This window comes from Bradyrhizobium sp. BR 10261 (assembly GCF_019455395.1).
GTDB lineage: Bacteria > Pseudomonadota > Alphaproteobacteria > Rhizobiales > Xanthobacteraceae > Bradyrhizobium > Bradyrhizobium manausense.
This window is the reverse complement of sequence record NZ_JACOFQ010000014.1, coordinates 111,097-133,545: the sequence shown is the minus strand read 5'-3', so window position 1 is coordinate 133,545 and position 22,449 is coordinate 111,097. Positions and strand designations below refer to the sequence as shown.

The window sequence follows — 22,449 nt, the reverse complement described above, 5'->3', positions numbered from 1 at the left end:
ACCAGCCTTGAGCCTTTGACAAGCGACGACGATTATTCGACGGGATGGCCGATCGCGGCGGCGAGCTCGCGCAGCAGGCGGTCCGACACCTGGCCGGTGACGGGCAATTTGTGCTGGCGCTCGAATGTCTGGATCGCCGACTGGGTCTCGCCGCTCATCGTGCCCGTGATCTTCAAATTGCCGTAGCCGTATTCGGACAGCGCGCGCTGCACGCCGGCGAGGCGACGCGCCGCCGGGCTCTGCTGCGGGATCGGCGCCGGTGGCCGCGCGACGGCAACCGAGGACGGGGCCGGCGTCGGTGCCGTGGCCTTGAGCACCAGATTGGTCATGGGATCGCCCGAGCGCGGCGTCGAGGCGGTCGTCTCGGCGGGTTTCTCCGGCGGCTTCTCGGCAGGCTTGGCCTCGACGCGAAACTCGGTCGCCTTCGGCTCGAGCGGCGAGGTATCGGCGCCGACGGGGCGCGGGCGCGGCATGGGGCTTGAGAGCGACGCCGGCGACGGCGCAGGAAGATTGATCACGGTGCCGAACATCGGCGCCGGATGCCGGCCGGTCTGCAGGAACAGCGCGTTGGCAACGATAGCGCTGATGGTGGCGGCGGCGACGAGGCCGGCCAGCGTGTCCTTGGGACTATGCAAGAGCACGCGCAAGACGAGGTTGCGCTCGGTCTCGACATCGATGACCGCAGCCTTGGCCTTGGCGCCACGGCGGCGCGGAGCGGCTTCGTCGTTGGCAGACTTCTTAGGCACTTTTCTTCACCAGAGCAGGTTGGTCCTGAACGTCATGACGCAGCACCGGCGTCAACGTCGCGATCTTGCTCGCCACCGGCTTGGCTTGCGGCGGCGTATAGACGAGCGGCAGCTTGACCGTGACGGCGGTGCCCTCGCCGAGCTTGCTTTGTACCGTCAATTCGCCGAGATGCAACGCCACCAGGCTCTTCACGATCGAAAGCCCAAGGCCAGTGCCTTCGTGCCGGCGCTCATAGGTCTTGCCGCACTGGAAGAACGGCGCGCCGATGCGCTTGAGATCGTCGGGCGCGATGCCGACGCCGGTGTCGCTGATGCGCAGGGTCAGCTGCGAAGCCGATGCCGATGCTGATACCGTGACCTGGCCGCCGCGCTCGGTGAACTTGACGGCGTTGGCGACGAGATTGAGCACGATCTGCTTGAAAGCGCGGGGATCGCCGGTCATGACAGGCAGATCCTGCGGCGCGTCGGTGATGAGGTCGATGCCGCTCTCGCGCGCCTTAAGCGCGAGCAGATTGCAGCAATGCATCAGCGCTGCGCGCGGCGCGAACGGCTCGGAGGCGATCTCGAAATTGCCCGATTCCATCTTCGACATGTCGAGGATGCCGTTCACTACCGACAGCAGATGCTGGCCGGAAGCGTTGATGAGCTCGGCATATTCCTTGCGCTGGCTGGCGGCCAGCATCAGTGTCTGCTCCTGCGCGATCATCTCGGAGAAGCCGATGATGGCGTTGAGCGGCGTGCGCAGCTCATGACTCATGGTGGCGAGGAAGCGCGTCTTGGCGGCGTCGGCGGCTTCCGCCGCGCTGCGAGCCTGATCGAGCGCCTGCTCCGACAGCTTGCGATCGGTGACGTCGCGCATCACCGCGACGACTTCGAGCTCGGCGGTGACGTCGCTGTAAGAATTCTGGCGCTGATCCTGGTCGAGCGGACGGCAGCGCATCTCGACCCAGATGAAGTCGATCTGGCCGCGCTCGGAACCGGTGGGATCGCGACGCAGCCGGAATTCGACGCTGCGGACCTCGCCACGCGCGGCGTCCGACAGCGCGGTGAGATAGGCCGGACGATCGGCGACATGGACGCGATCGAACAGGCCGTGGCCGAGCAGTTGCGCGACCGGCATGCCGAGCATGGCTTCCGCAGCCGGCGAGATGAACTGCACCGCGCCGTTGCGCTGATGCCGCGAGATCACGTCGCTCATGTTGCGCGCGAGCAGGCGATAGCGCTCCTCCTCGCGCGAGAGCAGCGTGACGCTGGTGCGCGCAAGCGACTCGGCGCCGAAAGCAAGGCCCGCGGCATAAAGCGTCGCCGAGGCAACGCCGAACGCCATCATCACGCCGCGCTGGGTTCCGCTGAGCTCGCCAGAAGGCGGCCAGCCGAGCAAGCTGAGTAGGATCAGGACGGCCGCGCAGGACAATGCGAGCAGCGAGGCAAAGGCCGCGACACGGCGCGAGGCCGACAAGGCGGCTTCCAGGGGAACCACGACCAGCCAGATCGCCGCGAAGGATTCGATACCGCCGGTCGTGGCCGCGATTGCCATGATCAGCCCGGCAAGCGCCAGCGACGACAGCACATGGGCGCCCTCATAGCGCCCGGTGCGCGACAGGAACCAGGACAGCAGAATCGGCGCGATCAGCCAGGCGAGGGCCGCGACCTCGATCGCGCTCGGCGCGCCGCGCAGGACAAGATAAACGGGAAATGCGGCAAAAGCGGCCAGGCTTCCAAGAAGCCGCGGGGCCATGAAGGCCCGATGCCGCGCACGCGTCAGCGCATCGTAACGCGCGGAGGGATGCAGCAGTGCATCGAGACAATCGCGGATGATACTCAAAACTGTCACGGGTCTCGCGCTTCGGCTCACTCGTCAAAAGACGCGCCGGAACGCCTCCTTGTCGTTGAGCCACCGTGTCAGAGCGACCTTAAACGAGTGCTAAGGCGGATCGGCGCGCGGCAGGACGCCGTCTTTTCGTTGAGATTTTTAGGCGATTTGGCGATGTCATTCATCGGTGATGGTGAACACAGGGTTTCGCCTTGCCCTTCATGGTTTCGAATTGGTGGATGTGCAGGTCCCGGACACCACGGACGGGCCGATCAATCGAAAATTGACGCGACCCCGCCCTGCGAAGTTTTTTGCGTAAATTTTCCGCGAATTAAGCTCAAGGCAATCACTTGCGATTTATCGAGAGCTGCTAGGTCGCTGGCGCCGCGCGGAGATCGCCGCGTGCCAGATCTAACTACAGGTCGATAAGATGCGCTTTCTGCTTCGCATCACATTCTGGCTCGGGCTGGTGCTGGTGCTCCTGCCGCGGGACAAGACGCCCGAATCGGGCAAGCTGCCGAACATCGGCGCTGCCGACGCGGTGCAGGCCGCGACGGCGGCCGTCTCCGACGTGAGCCAGTTCTGCAAGCGCCAGCCAGCGGCGTGCGAGGTCGGCGGACAGGCCGCAACCATCATCGGCCAGCGGGCGCAGGACGGCGCGAAGAAGATCTACCAGATCATCAACGACAAGAAGGAGCAGATCACCAACGACAAGAATGAGAAGACCGACAAGAAGGCGCCCGACCATACCGGCTCGATTGCGGTGGCCGGCGAAGGCGACGCCATGGCGAGCGAGGCGCCTCGCGACACGCTGACCCAGGACGATCTTGCGTTGGAATGGCGCGGCCCCGAGGCGACGGCGAATTAGGCCCGAATCCTATCGATTTCGACGCTTCGCGTGCCTATATTGGCCTGAACGGGAACCACGGGCCATCAATGACTTCGATCGACGATATCCGCGAGAATTTCGAGCTTCTGGACGATTGGGACGACCGTTACCGGTACGTCATCGAGCTCGGCCGCACCCTGGAACCGATGCCCGAGGCGGAACATTCGGCCGAGAACAAGGTGCAGGGCTGCGTCAGCCAGGTCTGGCTCCAGAAGCTGGTCGAACCCGACGGTGGTGCACCGATCCTGCGGTATCGCGGCGACAGCGACGCGCATATCGTGCGCGGGCTCGTCGCGATCGTGCTCGCGCTTTATTCCGGCCGCACGCCGCAGCAGATTCTCGAGACCGATGCGATTTCCGTGTTCAATGAGTTCGGCTTCCGCGATCATCTGACGCCGCAGCGCTCCAACGGCCTGCGCTCGATGGTGGAGCGGATCAAGACCGATGCGAGAGAGGCGCTGGCGGAGGCATCTTAGCGCCTCATTGTGAGCTGCCGTAGGGTGGGCAAAGCGAAGCGTGCCCACCCTTTGCGTGTGACGGAGAGAATTCGTGGGCACGGCGCAAGTGCGCCTTTGCCCACACTACGAGATCTTGGGCGCCGCCCTACTTCCCCTTCTTCCGCTGCTGCTGTCCCAGGCCCATCTTCTTTGCCAGTTGCGAACGGGCCACCGCGTAGTTCGGGGCGACCATGGGATAGTCGGCCGGCAGGCCCCATTTCTCGCGATATTGCTCGGGCGTCATGCTGTACTGGGTGCGCAGATGGCGCTTCAGCGACTTGAAGCGCTTGCCGTCTTCCAGACACACCAGATAGTCCGGCGCGATCGACTTTTTCAGCGACACCGCGGGCTTTGCCGGTTCGAGCGGCGCCTCGACGCGGCCCGACGATACCCGCGTCAACGCACCGTGCACCTGGCTGATCAGGTTCGGAATCTCGCCGGCCGGCGTCGGGTTATTGCTGAGATAGGCCGAGACGATGTTCGCCGTCAGCTCGATGAAATTCTTGCCCGCGGCATCCGACATGGCGCGACCTCTCTCCAATCCGGCTCCGTCGCGCTGCATTGGCGGCGATGAAGTATTCTCTGTCAACAATACGTTTGGCCGAAATACGACGACTGGCGAATATGAGCCGATTACTGATCTGGCAACAATAGCGGCGAGGCTTTACTTGAAATGCGAGATACCTTCAGCCACCGCGCTGGTCGAGATGGGCGCGCAGCTCGTCGATCGAGGCAAAGCGCATCATGCCCTCGGGCATCTGCGCCTCGATCGAGCCGTCGGAATAGAGCGAATAGGCCATGCCGTCGACGATGCCGGATTTCAGCACCGTCACCTGCGGCTGTTCGGCTGGCGGCTCGGACGCAGGCGAAGCTGCGGTGGGTTGAGGCGCCGCCGGCTCGAAGGTCGATGACGGGCGGGGCGGCGGGGGCGGCGGCGGTGGACGACGCGCCACCGGTGGCTCCGGCGGCCGCGCGCGGTCCGGCTTCGGCCAGGCATCGTCGAAGCTTGCATGCGGCGCATCCGGCGCGGCGGGCTCTGCGGGGGCAGGAGATGCCTGCGGCGGTGCGCTCTCGGCGGCTTTCGCCTCGGCACGCTCACGCTCCTTGCGCGAGCTCGAGGCGAACAGCAGGTTCCGCTTGCGCGGTGTTTCCGGCGCTGCTGAGGGTAGCGGAGGTGCTTCCGGCTCGGCCGGCGGCTCGACACGGGGGCGCGCGGCCGCTTCGGCCTGCCAAGGCGGCGCAGCCAGAGTTGGCGGCGCGGCCGGCGATGGCGGCGACTCAACCCGCATTGCGGGAGCGGGTTCCGGCACAGACGCACCGAGCCCGTTGGGCGATGCCAGGCCCGGCGGCAGCACCGGCCTGACGCGAACCTCCGAGGCCGCGGCTGCGCCGGCCAGCCTGCGAGCGATGGCCCGCAGCTCAAGCAGCACGACGTAGAGGCCTATCAGTAGCATACCGGAGCAGACGCCGATCGTTCCGCTCGTTATGAGCGTGCTGCCGAGGCTGAAATCCCTGATGGAATAGCCAAACGCGATCGCAAGGAGGCCCGCCAGAATGGCGAAAATCCCAGCGATCAACAGAGCCACACTCATCGAACACACCCCCGGCGCGCAACCATGCGCGATACCCGCTACGCCACGATACCGTCTTACTGCGTTCCACGCCAACGACCAAATTGCCGCCACTGTTCCTAAAGGGAAGGATATCAGGGACTTATTCACATTCCCTTCAGCAATGCTCCGCTAGCTCTGAAGGGGTGCCAAGTTGGAAATTGCTGCGTCGCATCAGGAATTTAGCCATAATGCCCAATTACTTGGTCATGGAACTGCGCTATAGGGAGTCCGGGGTTGAGGCCCGCGCGCACCAGCTGGGCCACGAGGGGATTCCGGGTCACCAATTGCCATGACATCCATCACGACTTCGGCGATCGACACGCCTCAGCGGCGCTCGGTTGAACGGACTTGCGACGACCTTGCCATGCTGGTGCTGGCTGCCGTCGCCGTCATCGCAGGCTTGACCTTCCGCGACTACGGGCTCGGTTGGGACGACTACACCCACGCAGAATATGCCGACCTGCTGCTGCGCATGTATGGCTCCGGCTTCAGCGACACCTCCGCCCTCTCCTTCGCCAATCTCTATATGTATGGCGGCGGCTTCGACATGGCCGCGGCGCTGCTGCACAAGATCATTCCGCTCGAGCTGTTCGAGACGCGACGCCTGGTCGGCGCTGTTGTCGGCGTGATCGGCCTTGCAGTGACGTGGCGGCTGGGACGTCGCATCGGCGGACCTCTTGCCGGCCTCGCCGCGCTGCTGCTGCTGGCGCTCTGCCCGATCTTCTACGGCCACATGTTCATGAACCCGAAGGATGCGCCCTTCGCGGTGGCGATGATCATCCTGATGCTCGGCCTCGTCAGGCTCGCCGAGGAATATCCAAAGCCCTCGCCGCGCACGATCCTGATCGTCGGCCTGGGAGCAGGCCTCTCGATCGGCTCGCGCATTCTCGGTGGGCTCGCGCTGGTCTATGCCATGATCGGCTTCGTGCCCCTGTTCCTGGAGGAGCTGCGCAGCGAGGGCGTCCGGGAGGCTGTCAGGCGTTTTGCCCATGTCGTCTACGTGCTGCTGCCCGGCCTTGTGCTGGGCTATCTCGTGATGGGCCTGATCTGGCCGTGGTCGATCATGGAGCCCGGCAATCCCTTCGAGGCCTTGACCTATTTCTCGCACTTCTTCGAGAAGCCCTGGAAGGAAATGTTCGACGGCGCGATCGTGTCCGTGCCCGACATGCCATGGTCGTATCTGCCGACGCTGTTTGCCCTGCAACTTCCCGAAGTGATGCTGGTGTTGATGGCCGGCGCCATGTTCAGCACCTTCGCCATGCTGCCGCGCCGCGAGGTTCCGGCGCGCCGCAAGACCATCCTTTTGATGCTGACGCTGGCGGCGACCCTGCCGCTCGCGATCGCGATGGTGAAGCGGCCGGCGCTCTACAATGGCATCCGCCATTTCGTGTTCGTGATCCCGCCCATGGCGGTGCTTGGCGGCGTCGCCTTCGCCTGGACCATGGAGCGCTTGCGCACCAACCATCGCGCCTGGCAGCCGGCCATGCTCGCACTGTTCTGCTTCGGTCTCGCGCTGCCGCTGGCCGAGATGATCCGGCTGCATCCTTATCAATACACCCACTTCAACCACATCGCCGGTACCGTGCGCGCCGCCGACGACCGCTTCATGCTGGACTATTGGGGCCTCGCCTTGAAGCAGGCCTCCGACGAACTGCGCGAGCAGCTGGTCGAGCGCCAGGAAGTTCCGCCGCGCAATCGCAAATGGAAGGTCGCGGTGTGCGGTCCGCAGCGCCCGGCGCAGGTCGCGCTCGGTCCTGATTTCACCATCGGGTGGGATTCCCACGCGGCGGATTTCGCAATGACGCTCGGCGAGTTCTATTGCAAGGGACTCACCGCCCCCGTGATGGTCGAGATCAAGCGCGACGACGTGGTGTTCGCCCGCGTCTACGACATCCGCGGCCGCAGCATTTCCAGCCTGCTGTCGATCCCGGCGCCGTAAAATTCGTCTCCTGGGCCGTCTCGCTCTCCGCCTTCGCTCTTCGAGCTACGGCGGACATGCATGCGGGCTGCGCTTGGCTGCTGCGATTTCGTCACCTTGCTGCCGGCCTCAGCCGCGACTAGGCTCCCTCTCCACAATAACGAGGTTCGGAGAGATTTGCCATGTCGCCAGCGGAAGCCCGCCTGAAGGAAGTGCCGTCTGATATGACGGAGGCCGAGTGGCAGCAACGGATCAATCTCGCCGCCTGCTATCGCCTCGTCGCGCTGTATGGCTGGGACGATCTGGTCGACACCCACATCTCCGCGCGCGTGCCCGGCCCTGATCATCACTTCCTGATCAACCCCTACGGGCTGATGTTCGACGAGATCACGGCCTCGAGCCTGGTCAAGGTCGATTTGCACGGCAACCAGCTCTCGGAGAGCGAGTACAGCATCAACCCGGCCGGCTTCACCATCCATTCGGCGATCCACGAGGTGCGCGAGGACGCCATCTGCGTGCTGCATCTCCACACCCTCGACGGCACCGCGGTGTCGAGCAGCGCCGAAGGCCTGTTGCCGCTCAACCAGACCGCGCAGCTCGTCACCCACGACCTCGCCTATCACGACTATGAAGGCATCGCGCTCGATCATGACGAACGGCCGCGGCTGCAGAAGGATCTCGGCGATCACAACCATATGCTGCTGCGCAATCACGGCACGCTGACCGTCGGCCGCTCGGTCGCCTCCGCCTTCGAGCGCATGTACCATCTCGAGCGCGCCTGCTCGATGCAGGTGCGCACGCGTGCGCTGGGGACGCCAGTCTATCCGGTCGAGCAGATCGCGATCGAGAAGAACACCGAGCTGCTCGCCAACCGCGACCGCGCCGAGCTGCGCGCTAACAACCTCGTCTGGCCGCCGCTGCTGCGCAAGCTCGACCGCGAGAGTCCGGGCTACCGGTCTTGAGATTTTCATGAATGTGAGGTAGTGTCTTTGTCGAACTACCTCTGCACATTCTGGAATGAAACGCCGTCCAATCACGGGCGGCGTTTTTATTTTGTTGAGCTTTGTAGGGTGGGTTAGTCTTACTGAGTCATTCGGCCGCGCCCCGCAAGGGCAGAGAATCAAATATTTGAAGAGATTCATTATTTGGCACGCGGAGGGCCAGATGGATCTCAATCGGGTTGGAGACAGCGAGGCACGGTTTGCCGCGTATGTAGCGGGGCTCGGAAGTGTAATAGGTCAGGCAGCGCGGATGAGGCCCCTGCGTGATTATTGCACGGGTTTGATGCTGCCGGGCGAGCGCAAGAGCGTCGAGCCGATGGCGGCTCGAACGGCGCCGGCACGGACGGCCGCACAGCACCAATCATTGCTGCGTTTTGTCAGCAACGCGACCTGGTCGGACGAGGATGTGTTGGCCAAGGTGCGCGAGATGGTTCTGCCAGCGATTGAGAAGTGCGGGCCGATCGAGGCGTGGATCATCGACGACACGTCGTTCCCCAAACAAGGCAAGCATTCGGTTGGCGTTCACCACCAATATTGCGGTCAGCTCGGCAAGCAGGCCAATTGCCAGGTGGCCGTGTCTCTGTCGATTGCCAACCATACCGCCAGTCTTCCCGTGACTTATCGGCTGTACCTGCCGGAACCCTGGGCGAAGGATCGCGCACGCCGGAAGAAGGCGGGTGTTCCGAAGGAGATCAAGTTCAGGACCAAACCGGAGATCGCGCTGGAGCAGATACGTTGGGCTTGCGAAGCCGGCTTGCCGCGCGGCGTCGGCCTGATGGATACGGCCTATGGCAATGACTCGCGGCTCCGCGCGGGCATGACGGCTTTGGGCGTGCTCTATGTGGCCGGTATCTTGCCGAACACCTTGATGTGGCGACCCGGCACCGGCCCGCGGCGCAAGGACAGGCCGATGAACAACACCGGTCGACGCGACGAGCCAGATCTGGTCTCGGCCAAGGAAGTGATGCTTGCTCTGCCGAAGCAGGCTTGGCGCACGGTGACGTGGCGGGAAGGCTCGGCCGACCAGCTGTCCTCGCGCTTTGCGCGTGTGCGCGTCCGTGTCGGGTACAACAAGCTGATCCCCGAAAAGCTGTCGCCGGAGTGGCTGCTGATCGAATGGCCGGAGGGTGAAGCCGAGCCCACCAAATACTGGCTCGCAACGCTGCCGGAGACCATCAGCTTTGAGCGGCTCGTCGATCTTGCCAAGCTGCGTTGGCGCATCGAGCGCGACTATCAGGAGCTCAAGCAGGAGGTCGGGCTCGGCCACTACGAGGGACGCGGCTGGCGTGGCTTCCATCACCACGCCACTCTGTGCATCGCGGCCTACGCCTTCTTGATCGCCGAGCAGGCGACGATTCCCCCCTCAGGACCTCGTTCCACCGCGCCAATCGCGGTGCCTGATCTACCCGAAGATTATCGACCCAGAGGCTCCGCCCGTGCGGCCTGAACGCCACGTCACGAACTCGATCGCAACCATGCGCGCCCGACTGATCCGTGCGCTCATCAAAACTCTGCCGCGATGTCCCTGTTGTGGCGCCCGCGCAGCATCGAATGGTCGTCGGCGCCCATGACGCAGTAAGATTAGCCGAAGGCGTAACCCACCATGCATCCACGCCCGCCGAACCAGGTTGGTGGGTTACGCCCTGCAACCGCGCTTCGCGCAGTCGCATGGCTAACCCACCCTACAGCACTCGCTACAATCTCCAGATTCCGGGTTCGCCTCTCCGAGGCGCCCCGGAACGACCGCTACGTGGTCACTTCACCTCCGCCAGCGCCGCGATGATCCGCGCCCAGGAGCGGATGCCCTTCTGGAAGCTGCGCAGATCGTACTTCTCGTTCGGCGAGTGGATGTTGTCATCGTCGAGGCCGAAGCCGACCAGCAGCGAGTCAAGCCCAAGAGCTCGCTTGAAATCGGCGACGATCGGGATCGAGGCGCCGGAGCCCATCAGCACGGTCTCCTTGCCCCATTCTTCGGTCAGCGCTTGTTTGGCCGCAGCCAGCGGCTTCATGTTCCAGTCGAGCGCCACGGCGGGCGCGGCGGAATGGTCGCCGAACTCGACCTTGCAGTCGCCGGGAATCCGGGCGGTGACGTAATCGCGGAAGGCCCTGCGGATCTTTTGCGGGTCCTGTCCCTGGACGAGTCGGAACGAGACCTTGGCCGAGGCATGCGACGGGATCACCGTCTTGGAGCCCTCGCCGATATAGCCGCCCCAGATGCCGTTGACGTCACAGGTCGGACGCGTGGACGCCTGCTCGACCATCAAGCGCCCCTTCTCGCCCGCGGGAATCGACAGGCCGACCGGCTTGAGAAAGGTCGCGGGCGTGAAGTTGAGCTTCTTCCACTGCTCCAGGATCTCCGGCGGCGTATCCTTCACGCCGTCATAAAAGCCGGGAATCGTGATCCGATTGTCGTCGTCGAACAGCCCGCCCAGGATCTTGGTGAGCACGCGGATCGGGTTCATCGCGGTGCCGCCGAATACGCCGGAATGCAGATCGCGACTGGCCGCGGTGATCTTCACCTCTTCATAGAGCAGGCCGCGCAGCGCCGTGGTGATCGCCGGCGTGCTGGGGTCCCACATGCCGGTGTCGCAGACCAGAACGTAATCGGCCTTGAACTCGTCCTTGTGGGCCTCAACGAACGGCACGAAGTTCTTGGAGCCGACCTCTTCCTCGCCTTCGATCAGGAATGTGACGTCGATCGGCAGCGAGCCCGTCACTGTCTTCCAGGCTCGGCAGGCTTCGACAAAGGTCATCACCTGGCCCTTGTCGTCCTCGGCGCCGCGCGCGACGATGATCTTGCGGCCGTCCGCGTGATCCGTGACTGCAGGCTCGAACGGCGGACGGTGCCAGAGCTCGAGCGGATCGACCGGCTGCACGTCGTAATGGCCGTAGAAGATTACATGCGGCCGTCCGCCCGCCTTGACCTTGCCGACGACAGCGGGATGGCCGGCGGTCGGCCTCACCTCGGTCGCGACGCCGAGGCTCGCAATGTCCTTGGCCAGATGCTCGGCTGCTGCCTTGCAATCCCCCGAAAAGGCCGGATCGGCGGAAATCGACTTGATCCGCAGCAGCGAGAACAGGCGCTCGAGGCTGTTGTCGAAGTCCTTGTCGATGTGGTCGAGCACGGATTGAAGCTGCGCATTGGCCATGGTCGGATGTTCCGCTTGCTGGAGTCTCAAGATGGCTGTGATTTTAGCTCTGCCGCAGCGTCGGAGCTAGCCGCATCAGGCGGATGCCCGATGTGCCAGGCGAGCGTAACGGCGAGAATTGCCGTGGCAGCAAGGTTGTTGCCCCAGGCCTGAATGGCATTGGGAAATGGCGGCAGCGACAGCAGCATGAGGATGCCGGCCGCGCCAAGCGCAAGCCAGGTTCCCAGCTGCACCTTCGGCCTCACGTCGAAGGCGGCCCGATGCATCAGCACAGTCAGCGGGAAGAACAGCCACATGAAGTAATATTGTCGTGCCAGCGGCGAGGCCACCGTCATCAGGCAGAACAGAATGCCAAGCTCCTCGGCATCCGATCGCGGCGTTCGTTGCCGCTGTGACGGCATCACTGCGATGAAGCCGAGCCCGAGCAACACCGATACCGCGAGCACGATCCAGTTCGCCGTCTTGTAGTCGACGTCGATGATATTCATCGTGCGCACCGGCTTGCTGGGATCCTCCAGATTGAAGTTGATCGGCCGGACCAGGCGATGCGTCACGGCGATGATGGACTGGTTGACCCACGACCAGTTCTGCTCGTCGCGTTGGCCAAAGCCCTTTTCCGAGCTCGAGCCGACCATGCCCTGGTACCAGGTGTTGAGCTCGGCGGCATTGCGCTCGAAGCCGCGGATCGGTGCCGGCACGATGTAGAGCAGGATGCCGATGAAGGCGAGCATGCTGACGACCGCCGCCCATTGCCGGCGCCAGACCAGATAAGGCAGCACCGCGACCGGAAACACCTTGATGGCGGTGGCGAGCGCGAACATGAAGCCCGCAGACCAGGACCGCCGATGCTGTAACAACCGGAAGCCCCACAGCATCATCGCCAGCAGAACGAGGTTCGGCTGACCGAGATCGAACATGTCGAACACGAAAGTCACGGTGACCAGTGCCGGCAGCGCTTCGAGCCACGGGCCCGGCTTGCGGTCCGCCCCGGTCATCGCATTGGAGAGCATCCCCGTGTACCACCACGCCACGGCGTTCAGGATCGACAGCACGACGTAGAGCGGGATCTTGCCGAACCAGCTCGGGATCGCCAGCAGGATCGCAGGCAATGGCGGATAGATGAACTCGAACTGGTTGCGGATGTCGCTGGGATAGAGCGCGCCGCCATGCAGCACCTGCTGCCCGGCCCAGTACCACAGGGCATAGTCCTTGGTCTTGCCGTGACCGAAGATCTCCGGCCCGAGGACATCGGCGGTCAGGATCAGGCAGCAGAACAGGAAGAGCAGGTCGAGCGGCGCACGTAGCGAAAGAGCTCGGAGTGCGCCGGGTTTGTTGGGCGAATGGGCTGTGGTCACAATGCCTTCAATCTGCGGCCGGGAGAGTGTCGATATATGTCGACCCAGACACAGGCCGCAAGTCTGTCCCTCTCCTCACAGGCGGCGAGGGGAGCTGCAGCGGCCCAGAAATCCGCTTCAATTATGTCCTTGCCTGCCTACCGTCGGAGCAGTCCGCCGAGCGCGCCGCGGACCAGCGCGCGGCCGACCGAACTGCCGAGTTGGCCGCCGACCGATTTGCCGAGATCGGCCACGACGCCGCCGACAACCTTGTCGGTGACCGTGCGCGTGACGTCGCGCGCGATGCGCTGGCCGGTCGTCAGCCGGTTACGCCCGGTATTGGTGCCGAAGACGGTGCCGACGATCGAGCCGATCTGGCCGAGGAGACCGCCACCGCTCCCCGCCTGACCATCGGCCGGGGCCGCGGTGCCCGCGATCCGCTTCTGGATGATCTCATAGGCCGACTCGGCATCAACGGCGGTGTCGTATTTGCCCTTGAGCGGGCTTGCATCCATGATCGCCTTGCGCTCTTCCGGGGTGATCGGCCCGATGCGGGCCGATGGCGGCCGGATCATGACCCGCTCCACCATCGCCGGCGTGCCATTGCCTTCGAGGAATGACACCAGCGCCTCACCCTTGCCGAGCTCCATGATGACCTTGGCGGTGTCGAGCTTCGGATTGGGCCGGAAGGTCTGGGCGGCAGCGGCGACCGCCTTCTGGTCGCGCGGTGTGAAGGCGCGCAAGGCGTGCTGCACCCGGTTGCCCATCTGCCCGAGCACACGGTCGGGCACGTCGATCGGGTTCTGTGTGACGAAATAGACGCCGACGCCTTTGGAGCGGATCAGGCGGACCACCTGCTCGATCTTGTCCATCAGCGCCTTCGGCGCATCGTTGAACAACAGATGCGCCTCGTCGAAGAAGAACACCAGCTTGGGCTTGGGCAGATCGCCGGCCTCGGGCAGTTCCTCGAACAGCTCTGACAGCATCCACAGCAGGAATGTCGCGTAAAGCCGTGGGCTCTGCATCAACTTGTCGGCGACGAGGATGTTGACCATGCCGCGACCGTCGCGGTCGGTCTTCATGAAGTCCTTCAAGGTCAGCGCCGGCTCGCCGAAGAACTTGGTGCCACCCTGGTTCTCCAGCACCAGGAGCTGGCGCTGGATGGTGCCGACGGTGGCCTTGGTGACGTTGCCGAACCCTTGCGCCGCTTTCCGGATGGGCGCGAGCGGATCCTCTTCCGCGTCCGGCCCCTTCTTGCCGCTGTCGGGCACGATGGCATCGAGCAACGCCCGCAGATCCTTCAGGTCGATCAGGGCAAGGCCATTGTCGTCCGCGACGCGGAAGGCGACGTTGAGCACGCCCTCCTGAACGTCGTTGAGATCGAGCATGCGCGCGAGCAGCAGCGGCCCCATCTCGGTAATGGTGGCCCGCACTGGATGGCCCTGCTCGCCGAACACGTCCCAGAACACCGTCGAGAACTGGTCGGGCTGGAAATTCAGTCCCATCTCGCTGGCGCGCTTGACGATGAAGTCTTTTGCCTCCCCGACCTCGGAGATACCGGAGAGGTCGCCCTTGATGTCGGCTGCGAACACTGGAACACCGGCCCGCGCAAATCCTTCCGCCATCACTTGCAGCGTCACCGTCTTGCCGGTTCCGGTGGCTCCTGTGACGAGGCCGTGGCGATTGGCGAGCGCCAGCGTCAGCCAGGCCAGCTCGTCTCCCTTGCCGACGAAAATCTTGTCGTCGGTATCGCCGAGCCTGTTGTCCTGCGCCGTCATCACACTCTCTATTGTCGGTTCTATCGTTGGTTTCGCGTATCGAAAACTCGAACCCGCCAGTTCCGCAGTTTAACGCATGTCGCACGCCGATTGAAACCTTTCAGGGCGCCGTCGACATGCGACATCGTCGGAGACTCCGCGCGCGGCAGGCGCCAAAAGTCGGACGCGCGCATCGAACCGCGGCGATTTCTCGTGAATTTCGTCTCCGCTCTTGCATTGCTGCAACACTTCTCCTGTCTTCGAGAGTGTTGCATGCGTTCATTGCTTGTATTTCACATCGCACGGGCTCAAGATCACTTTTCGAAAATAATCTCCGGCATGTGAACCGGCTGAGGGGCGGGTCAATATGGACGAGCTGATCGGACGACTGGCGACAAACGCCAGCATAGATAGTGCTGTCGCTGAAAAGACCGTCGGCATTATTCTGGGATTCCTCCGCAGTGAAGGTCCTTCCGACAGCGTGCAGGCCCTGATCGACCAGATTCCTGGTGCGGAAGGGGCGATCGAGGCGTCCAGGAGCAGCGGCGGGCTGTCGCGGCTGATGGGCGGCGGCCTGATGGCGGTCGGCACGCGCCTGATGGGCCTCGGGCTTGGCATGTCCGACATCCAGACCATTGCCCGTGAACTTTTCCGCTTCGGCCGAGACAAAATCGGAGCGGATCAGATGGGCAAGATCATCGCGGGGACGCCGGGCCTCAGCCAGTTCGCCTGAGCGACGCTTTTCATACCGAGTATCATGACATATCCGATCTCCGAGATTGAGGGCCTGCCTGCCTTTGCCGCCAACAAGTTGAAGGCGCAGGGTATCCGCACCACCGACGCACTGCTGGAAGCCGCGAGCACCGCCAAGGGCCGCAAGGCGCTCTCAGCCAAGACCGGCATCAGCGAGCAGCTGCTGCTGGAGTGGGCCAACGTCTCCGACTACATGCGTATTCCCGGCATGGGCCGGGCCAAGGTGGGACTGGTCCGCGCCGCCGGTGTCACCACGGTGCGCGAGCTCGCCTATCGGAATCCGGCAAGATTGGCGCAAAGCATGCGCGAAGCCAACGACCGCAAGAAGCTTGTCCGCATCCTGCCTACCGAGAAGTCGGTCGGCGACATCATCGCCAAGGCCAGGAAGCTGCCGCCGAAGATCACGTATTAGCCCCCCTTACGTACTAACCAACACACTCTCCCCGTCATCCTGAGGCGCGAGTGGCGCGATGCGAGGCATCGCGCCGGGAGCCTCGAAGGATGCACGGCCATGCTGCCGCTAGGCGGAGACAGCCGGGCCGTCGCCCTTCGAGGGCCGCTGAAGAAGCGGCCACCTCAGGGTGACGGTCAAAAAGCAGCGCGCGCTGCTCTCCAATCCCGTCTTGACTCCCCCTGCCCGACCGCGCAAAGCCACGCGCATGAATGCCTCGCCCTCCCCATCCGTCCCGCCGGCCGGCTCGGCCGGGCCAGATGTGCTGCGGACGCTCGTGGGCCGGCCGCTGCCGGCGGTGATGGGCGTGCTCAACGTGACGCCCGACTCCTTCTCCGATGGCGGCGATTTCATCGCGCCGGATCAGGCGCGGGCGCGGGCGCGGGCAATGATAGCCGATGGCGTCGACATCATCGATATCGGCGCCGAATCCACCCGGCCCTACAAGGGTGCGCAGCCGGTGACGGCCGCGGACGAGCTGGCCCGGCTGAAGCCGGTGCTGGCAGACATCGTTGCACTCGGCGTGCCCGTTTCGATCGACAGCATGAAGGCGGAGGTTGTCGCCTTTGCGCTCGACCAGGGTGTCGCCATCGCCAACGACGTCTGGGGCCTGCAGCGCGACGCCGGCATGGCGCCGCTGCTGGCCGCGAGAGGCGTCCCTGTCATCGTCATGCACAACCGCGAGAGCGCCGATTCCGCCATCGACATCGTCGCTGATATGAAGGCGTTCTTCATGCGCTCGCTGGACATTGCCGCGAAGGCCGGCATCGCGCGGGACAAGATCGTGCTCGATCCCGGCATCGGCTTCGGCAAGACCGCCGAGCAAAGCATGATCGCGCTGGCGCGCTTGCGCGAGCTCGAGATGTTCGGTCTGCCGATCCTGGTCGGAGCCTCGCGCAAGCGTTTCATCGCCTCGGTGTCGCCGTCGGAGCCGAAAGAGCGGCTGGCCGGCTCGATCGCCGCACATCTGATTGCCGCGCAGAAGGGGGCGAAGATCATCCGGACCCATGACGTCGCCGAGACCTTGCAGGCCCTGCGGGTCGCCAACGCAATCGAGAGCAAGCTATGACCGATACGATCTTCGTCACCGGCCTGTCTATCCATGCGCGCCACGGCGTGCTGGATCACGAAACCGAAGTCGGTCAGCGTTTTGTCATCGACCTCGAGCTCTACACCGATTTGTCGGAGCCTTCGCGCAGCGACCGTCTGGTCGATACCGTCTCCTATGCCGACGTGGTGGCGACGACGACGGCGGCGTTCAAGAACACCAATTACAAGTTGCTGGAACGCGCGGCCGGTGCGGTCGCCGATGCCATCCTGTCGCACTTTCCGCGCATCCGCGCGGTGAAGATCACCGTGCACAAGCCACATGCGCCGATCGCGGCGATCTTCGACGATGTCGGCGTCATGCTGACGCGCTCGCGGCATCCTTGATATGGCAAGCGTGCTGATCGCGCTCGGCGGCAATGTCGGCGATGTCCGCACGACATTCAAAAAGGCGATCGCCCATATCTGCGGCATGGCGCAGGCCACGGTGATCGCCCGCTCTTCGGACTATGCGACGCCGCCCTGGGGCGACGAGAACCAGGATCCCTTCGTCAATGCCTGCGTCGAGATCGAGACCGGTCTCGATCCGCACGCGCTGCTGTTCGTGATGCAGAAAGTCGAGCAGAAATTCGGTCGTACGCGGGACCAGGATCGGCGCTGGGGCCCGCGCACGCTCGATCTCGACATGATCGCCTATGACGATGTGTCGATGAACAAGCCCGACCTGACCCTGCCGCATCCGCACCTGTTCGAGCGCGCTTTCGTGCTGGTGCCGCTGGCCGAGATCGCACCGGAGCGCGTGATCTCGGGCATTCGTGTGCGTCATGCCCTCGCCAGCGTCTCGACGCAAGGCATTGAGCAGCTTCCGGATACCGGTTAACCAAAATCGACCGTTTGCAGGAGCGGGCCGCCGTGGCAAATTCGCCTGCGCATGTCGAGATGTTCGGGAGCCCTTGTCCGTATGACCTCCGTGACTGACGATCTGCCGCTGGCCGCCGATTTTCCCAAGGCGACGGACGCGGACTGGCGCAAGCTGGTCGACGGCGTGCTGAAGGGCGCGCCGTTCGAGAAGCTAGTCGGCAAGACCTATGACGGCCTCAAGATCGAGCCGCTTTATCCGCGCGCGAGGGGGGCAGCGCCGGTGGCGGGGCGGCCGGCGGCCGCGCCCTGGCAGATCATGCAGCGGATCGATCATCCCGATGCGCTTGCAGCAAACGCGCAGGCACTGACCGATCTGGAGAACGGCGCCACGGGCCTCTCGCTGGTGTTCGCCAGCGGCAATGGCAGTCACGGCTTCGGCCTGGAACCTTCGGCCGAGGCGGTAGCGGAGGCGCTGAAAGACATTCACCTCGACGCCGGCATCGGCCTCGAGCTTCAGGTCGGCCCGGAATCGCGGATGGCTGCGATCCATGTCGCGGAATATGTGAAGAGCAACGGCATCGATCCCGCCGCCTGCGACATCCGCTTCGGGCTCGATCCGCTTGCGGCCTGCGCAGTGTGGGGTCACAGCCCTTACACATGGGAACAGATCACTCCTGCCGTCACCGGCGGCATCAAGGGCCTCGCAGCGATCGGCTTCAAGGGACCATTTGCATCCGCTGATGGCCGCGTGATCCATGATGCCGGCGGCTCCGAGGTCCAGGAGCTGGCCTTCGTGCTCGCCTGCGGATTAGCCTATCTGCGCGCGATTGAAGGGGCCGGCGTCCCGCTGGAGCAGGCGCAAGGCATGGTCTACGCGCGGCTCACCGCGGATGCCGACCAGTTCCTGACCATGGCGAAGTTCCGCGCGCTGCGACTGCTCTGGGCGCGCGTCGAGGCCGCCTGCGGCCTGACGCCGAAGCCGCTGTTCATTGCCGCCGATACGGCCTGGCGCATGCTGACGCAGCGCGACCCCTATGTGAACATGCTGCGCGCGACCATCGCGACGTTCGCAGCCGGGCTCGCCGGCGCCAATGCGATCACGGTGTTGCCGCATACGCTGGCACTCGGGCTGCCCGATCCGTTCGCGCGGCGCGTCGCACGCAATACCCAGCTTCTGCTGCTCGAAGAAAGCAACCTCGCCAAGGTCAGCGATCCCGCGGCCGGATCCGGCGGCATCGAGACACTCACGGCGCAGCTCTGCGAGGCCGCCTGGGCGCTGTTTCAGGAGAGCGAGAAGGCCGGCGGCGCCTTTGCCGCACTTCAGCAGGGCCTGTTCCAGGGCAAGGTCGCGGCAACGCGCAAGGCGCGCGAGGCCAACATCGCCAGGCGCCGCGACGTGCTGACCGGCGCCAGCGAGTTTCCGAACCTGCATGAAAGCGAGACGGCCGTGCTGAAGGCGGCGCCCATCGTGCTCGCGCCCTACGGCGAGCAGAAATACAAGTTCGACCCCCTGCCGCCGATCCGACTGGCGCAGCCGTTCGAGGCGCTGCGCGACAAATCCGACGCGGCGTTGAAGGCGCGCGGATCGCGGCCCAGCGTATTCCTGGCCAATCTCGGCACCCCCGCCGACTTTACGGCACGTGCGACATTCGCAAAAAGCTTCTTCGAGGCGGGCGGTATCCAGGCCATCGATAGCGAAGGTTTTGCCGATCCGGCCAAGCTCGCTGCGGCCTTCGGGGCTTCGGGCGCGGCGCTCGCCTGCCTTTGTTCGAGCGACAAGGTCTATGCGGAACGCGCCGAAGCCGCGGCAAAGGCCCTGCAATCGGCGGGCGCGCGACATATCTATCTGGCAGGCCGTCCGGCCGAGGCGGAGGCGACCTTGCGCGCGGCCGGTGTCACGGGGTTCGTATTTGCCGGGAGCGATGCGCTTGCGACGCTGCAAGACGCTTATGTTCTGATGGAGCTGGCATGACCGACGCAAGCAAACCCGTTCTGACCGGCGGCTGCCAATGCGGCGCGGTGCGCTTTGCGATTTCGGCAACACCCAACAAGGTGTCGATCTGTCACTGCCGGATGTGCCAGAAGGCGAGCGGCGCGCCGTTTGCTTCCTTTGCCGACATCAACCGCACGGACTTCGCCTGGACCAAGGGCACGCCGGCCGCGTTCCAATCCTCCACGATCGCGATGCGCGACTTTTGTGCGGCCTGCGGCACGCCGCTGAGCTTCCGTCGCATCGATGGTCCGCGCATCGAGATCATGACCGGCGCGTTCGACCGGCCTGACCGGCTGGTGCCGACCCGACAATACGGAACCGAGTCCCGCCTCGGCTGGGTCGTCGGAATCTCCAACCTGCCGAGCCAGACCACTCAGCAGAATTACGGGCCGGAGAAGATGGCGACCATCGTCAGCCATCAGCATCCGGATCATGATTGAACGCCGATGATATGGTTGAAGCCATGAGCCGCATTCCCAATTTCGCCGATATCGCGTTCGAGCGAACCGCTGCTGCCGCGCCATCAGGCAGCGCCGAGCCGTGGCTGACGCCGGAGGGCATCCTGGTAAAGACCGTTTATGGCGAGGCCGATCTCGCCGGGCTCGACTTCCTCGAGACCTATCCGGGCATCGCGCCGTTCCTGCGCGGCCCCTACCCGACCATGTATGTCAACCAGCCCTGGACGATCAGGCAATATGCCGGCTTCTCCACGGCGGAGGATTCCAACGCGTTCTACCGCCGCAATCTCGCAGCCGGGCAGAAGGGCCTCTCGGTGGCCTTCGATCTCGCCACCCATCGTGGCTATGACTCAGATCATCCGCGCGTCGGCGGCGACGTCGGCATGGCCGGCGTTGCCATCGATTCCATCTACGATATGCGCACGCTGTTCGCAGGCATTCCGCTCGACCAGATGAGCGTGTCGATGACCATGAACGGCGCGGTGCTGCCGATCCTCGCGCTCTATGTCGCGGCCGCCGAGGAACAGGGCGTTCCGCCGGAAAAACTCTCAGGCACCATTCAGAACGACATTCTGAAAGAGTTCATGGTGCGCAACACCTACATCTATCCGCCCGCGCCCTCGATGCGGATCATCTCGGACATTTTTGCGTACACCTCGCAGAAAATGCCGAAGTACAACTCTATTTCCATTTCCGGCTATCACATGCAGGAGGCCGGCGCGACGCAGGACCTCGAGCTTGCCTATACGCTCGCCGACGGCGTCGAATATTTACGCGCGGGGCTTGCCGCCGGTCTCGACGTCGACCGTTTCGCGCCGCGGCTGTCGTTCTTCTGGGCGATCGGCATGAACTTCTTCATGGAGGTGGCCAAGCTGCGCGCCGCGCGCCTGCTCTGGGCGAAGCTCTTGAAGCCCTTCAATCCGAAGGACCCGCGCTCGCTGTCGCTGCGGACGCATTCGCAAACATCAGGCTGGTCGCTGACCGCGCAGGATGTCTTCAACAACGTGATGCGCACCACCGTCGAGGCGATGGCGGCCACCCAAGGCCACACCCAGTCTCTGCACACCAATGCGCTCGATGAGGCCTTGGCGCTGCCGACCGATTTCTCGGCGCGCATCGCCCGCAACACCCAGCTCTTCCTGCAGCAGGAGAGCGGCACCACCCGCATCATCGATCCCTGGGGCGGCTCCTACTATGTCGAGCGCCTGACCCGTGACCTCGCGGCGAAAGCGTGGGGCCACATCCAGGAGGTCGAGGAGCTCGGCGGCATGGCCAAGGCGATCGAGGCCGGCGTGCCCAAGCTGCGCATCGAGGAAGCCTCCGCCAAGACGCAAGCCCGCATCGATGCCGGCAAGCAGGCGGTGATCGGCGTCAACAAGTACAAGCCGGCCGACGAGGCGCCGATCGAGATTTTGAAGGTCGACAACACCAACGTGCGCCGGCTCCAGATCGACAAGCTGACGCGGCTGAAATCCGAGCGCAACCAGAAGGACGTCGACGCCGCGCTTGCCGCGATCACGCGCTCGGCCGGCGAAGGCAACGGCAATCTGCTCGCGCTCGCCATTGATGCCGCGCGGGCCAAGGCGACCGTCGGCGAGATTTCGGAGGCGATGGAAAAGGTGTTCGGCCGGCACCGCGCCGAGATCAAATCGATCACCGGCGTCTACAAGCGGGAGGCGTCCAGCATGGGCAATCAGGTCGAGAAGGTTCAGGCGCTGATCGACGCCTTCGAGGAGGCCGAAGGCCGCCGCCCGCGCATCCTCGTCGCCAAGATCGGCCAGGACGGGCACGACCGCGGCCAGAAGGTGATAGCGTCTGCCTTTGCCGATATCGGCTTCGACGTCGACATCGGACCGCTGTTTGCCACCGCCGACGAGGCCGCACGGCAGGCGGTCGAGAATGACGTCCACATCCTTGGCGTCTCCTCGCTCGCAGCCGCTCACCTCACTGCCGTGCCTGAACTCAAGGCCGCGCTGAAGAAGCAGGGCCGAGAGGACATCATGATCATCGTCGGCGGCGTGGTGCCGCCGCAGGACTACGAGGCGCTCTATGCGGCCGGCGCCGAGGCGATCTTCCCGCCGGGCACCGTGATCGCAGAGGCGGCCGAGGAGCTGATCCGCAAGCTCAACGCCCGGCTCGGGCATAGCGAGGCGGCGGAGTAGGAGCGCA

Annotated in this window: 20 protein-coding genes; 13 read left to right on the top strand and 7 right to left on the bottom strand. The window is 64.4% G+C overall.

Annotated elements, in window-relative coordinates; all coding sequences use genetic code 11:
- Window positions 1-32 precede the first annotated feature (32 nt).
- Window positions 33-746, bottom strand: coding sequence for a peptidoglycan-binding domain-containing protein (locus HYH07_RS18440; RefSeq protein WP_220003816.1), 714 nt, complete (start codon window positions 744-746; stop codon window positions 33-35).
- On the bottom strand, window positions 739-2,580 hold the full coding sequence (locus HYH07_RS18435) for a PAS domain-containing sensor histidine kinase (RefSeq protein ID WP_220003815.1): 1,842 nt from the start codon (window positions 2,578-2,580) through the stop codon (window positions 739-741). Before HYH07_RS18435 ends, HYH07_RS18440 begins: the two co-directional genes overlap by 8 nt.
- 409 nt (window positions 2,581-2,989) lie before the next feature.
- On the opposite strand from HYH07_RS18435, the gene HYH07_RS18430 reads away from it, so the two are divergent.
- Together HYH07_RS18430 and HYH07_RS18425 are read left to right on the top strand one after the other, a co-directional pair.
- Window positions 2,990-3,427: a DUF5330 domain-containing protein gene (locus HYH07_RS18430; protein ID WP_220003814.1), complete on the top strand. Its 438-nt coding sequence runs from the start codon at window positions 2,990-2,992 to the stop codon at window positions 3,425-3,427.
- A gap of 68 nt (window positions 3,428-3,495) precedes the next feature.
- On the top strand, window positions 3,496-3,924 hold the full coding sequence (locus HYH07_RS18425) for a SufE family protein (protein WP_220003813.1): 429 nt from the start codon (window positions 3,496-3,498) through the stop codon (window positions 3,922-3,924).
- Between the two features lie 127 nt (window positions 3,925-4,051).
- Here HYH07_RS18425 and HYH07_RS18420 read toward each other — a convergent pair whose 3' ends face one another.
- Both HYH07_RS18420 and HYH07_RS18415 read right to left on the bottom strand, forming a co-directional pair.
- Window positions 4,052-4,468 (bottom strand): MucR family transcriptional regulator, encoded by a 417-nt coding sequence (locus tag HYH07_RS18420; RefSeq protein WP_057753042.1) that lies wholly within the window; start codon window positions 4,466-4,468, stop codon window positions 4,052-4,054.
- 163 nt (window positions 4,469-4,631) lie between these two features.
- A complete protein-coding gene (locus HYH07_RS18415; RefSeq protein ID WP_220003812.1) occupies window positions 4,632-5,537 on the bottom strand; it encodes a DUF308 domain-containing protein in 906 nt (301 codons plus the stop codon).
- Window positions 5,538-5,847: 310 nt separating this feature from the next.
- Here HYH07_RS18415 and HYH07_RS18410 point away from each other — a divergent pair, with 310 nt between their 5' ends.
- The 3 genes from HYH07_RS18410 to HYH07_RS18400 all read left to right on the top strand — a co-directional run bounded on the left by HYH07_RS18410 (window position 5,848) and on the right by HYH07_RS18400 (window position 9,924).
- The gene (locus HYH07_RS18410) at window positions 5,848-7,497 is read left to right on the top strand and encodes a glycosyltransferase family 39 protein (protein WP_220003811.1); all 1,650 of its coding nucleotides are present in this window, start codon (window positions 5,848-5,850) and stop codon (window positions 7,495-7,497) included.
- Window positions 7,498-7,658: 161 nt separating this feature from the next.
- Entirely contained in the window at window positions 7,659-8,438 is a 780-nt protein-coding gene (locus HYH07_RS18405; protein ID WP_220003810.1) for a class II aldolase/adducin family protein, read from the top strand.
- Between the two features lie 202 nt (window positions 8,439-8,640).
- Window positions 8,641-9,924 (top strand): IS701 family transposase, encoded by a 1,284-nt coding sequence (locus tag HYH07_RS18400; RefSeq protein ID WP_220003809.1) that lies wholly within the window; start codon window positions 8,641-8,643, stop codon window positions 9,922-9,924.
- A 307-nt stretch (window positions 9,925-10,231) separates the two neighbouring features.
- On the opposite strand, the gene HYH07_RS18395 is transcribed toward HYH07_RS18400, so the two are convergent.
- From HYH07_RS18395 to HYH07_RS18385, 3 genes are all read right to left on the bottom strand, one after another.
- Complete coding sequence (locus HYH07_RS18395; protein ID WP_220003808.1) at window positions 10,232-11,626, bottom strand: M20/M25/M40 family metallo-hydrolase; 1,395 nt, start codon at window positions 11,624-11,626, stop codon at window positions 10,232-10,234.
- Between the two features lie 26 nt (window positions 11,627-11,652).
- Window positions 11,653-12,981: a glycosyltransferase family 87 protein gene (locus HYH07_RS18390; protein ID WP_220003807.1), complete on the bottom strand. Its 1,329-nt coding sequence runs from the start codon at window positions 12,979-12,981 to the stop codon at window positions 11,653-11,655.
- Between the two features lie 137 nt (window positions 12,982-13,118).
- Window positions 13,119-14,738 (bottom strand): helicase HerA-like domain-containing protein, encoded by a 1,620-nt coding sequence (locus HYH07_RS18385; RefSeq protein ID WP_220003806.1) that lies wholly within the window; start codon window positions 14,736-14,738, stop codon window positions 13,119-13,121.
- Window positions 14,739-15,084: 346 nt separating this feature from the next.
- Here HYH07_RS18385 and HYH07_RS18380 point away from each other — a divergent pair, with 346 nt between their 5' ends.
- From HYH07_RS18380 to scpA, 8 genes are all read left to right on the top strand, one after another.
- A complete protein-coding gene (locus tag HYH07_RS18380) occupies window positions 15,085-15,450 on the top strand; it encodes a DUF2267 domain-containing protein (protein ID WP_220003805.1) in 366 nt (121 codons plus the stop codon).
- 24 nt (window positions 15,451-15,474) lie between these two features.
- A complete protein-coding gene (locus HYH07_RS18375; protein ID WP_220003804.1) occupies window positions 15,475-15,882 on the top strand; it encodes a DUF4332 domain-containing protein in 408 nt (135 codons plus the stop codon).
- 247 nt (window positions 15,883-16,129) lie between these two features.
- Window positions 16,130-16,990 carry a dihydropteroate synthase gene (folP, locus tag HYH07_RS18370; protein ID WP_220003803.1) on the top strand — a complete coding sequence of 287 codons (861 nt, stop codon included), beginning with the start codon at window positions 16,130-16,132 and terminating at the stop codon, window positions 16,988-16,990.
- Window positions 16,987-17,355, top strand: coding sequence for a dihydroneopterin aldolase (gene folB, locus HYH07_RS18365; protein WP_220003802.1), 369 nt, complete (start codon window positions 16,987-16,989; stop codon window positions 17,353-17,355). Before folP ends, folB begins: the two co-directional genes overlap by 4 nt.
- A 1-nt stretch (window position 17,356) precedes the next feature.
- Window positions 17,357-17,848 (top strand): 2-amino-4-hydroxy-6-hydroxymethyldihydropteridine diphosphokinase, encoded by a 492-nt coding sequence (gene folK / locus HYH07_RS18360; protein ID WP_220003801.1) that lies wholly within the window; start codon window positions 17,357-17,359, stop codon window positions 17,846-17,848.
- An 81-nt stretch (window positions 17,849-17,929) separates the two neighbouring features.
- Window positions 17,930-19,801, top strand: a complete 1,872-nt coding sequence (locus tag HYH07_RS18355) for a methylmalonyl-CoA mutase family protein (RefSeq protein ID WP_220003800.1) — start codon at window positions 17,930-17,932, stop codon at window positions 19,799-19,801.
- Complete coding sequence (locus tag HYH07_RS18350; protein WP_220003799.1) at window positions 19,798-20,262, top strand: GFA family protein; 465 nt, start codon at window positions 19,798-19,800, stop codon at window positions 20,260-20,262. Before HYH07_RS18355 ends, HYH07_RS18350 begins: the two co-directional genes overlap by 4 nt.
- A 23-nt stretch (window positions 20,263-20,285) precedes the next feature.
- Complete coding sequence (gene scpA / locus HYH07_RS18345; protein WP_220003798.1) at window positions 20,286-22,442, top strand: methylmalonyl-CoA mutase; 2,157 nt, start codon at window positions 20,286-20,288, stop codon at window positions 22,440-22,442.
- The last annotated feature ends 7 nt before the right edge of the window (window positions 22,443-22,449 follow it).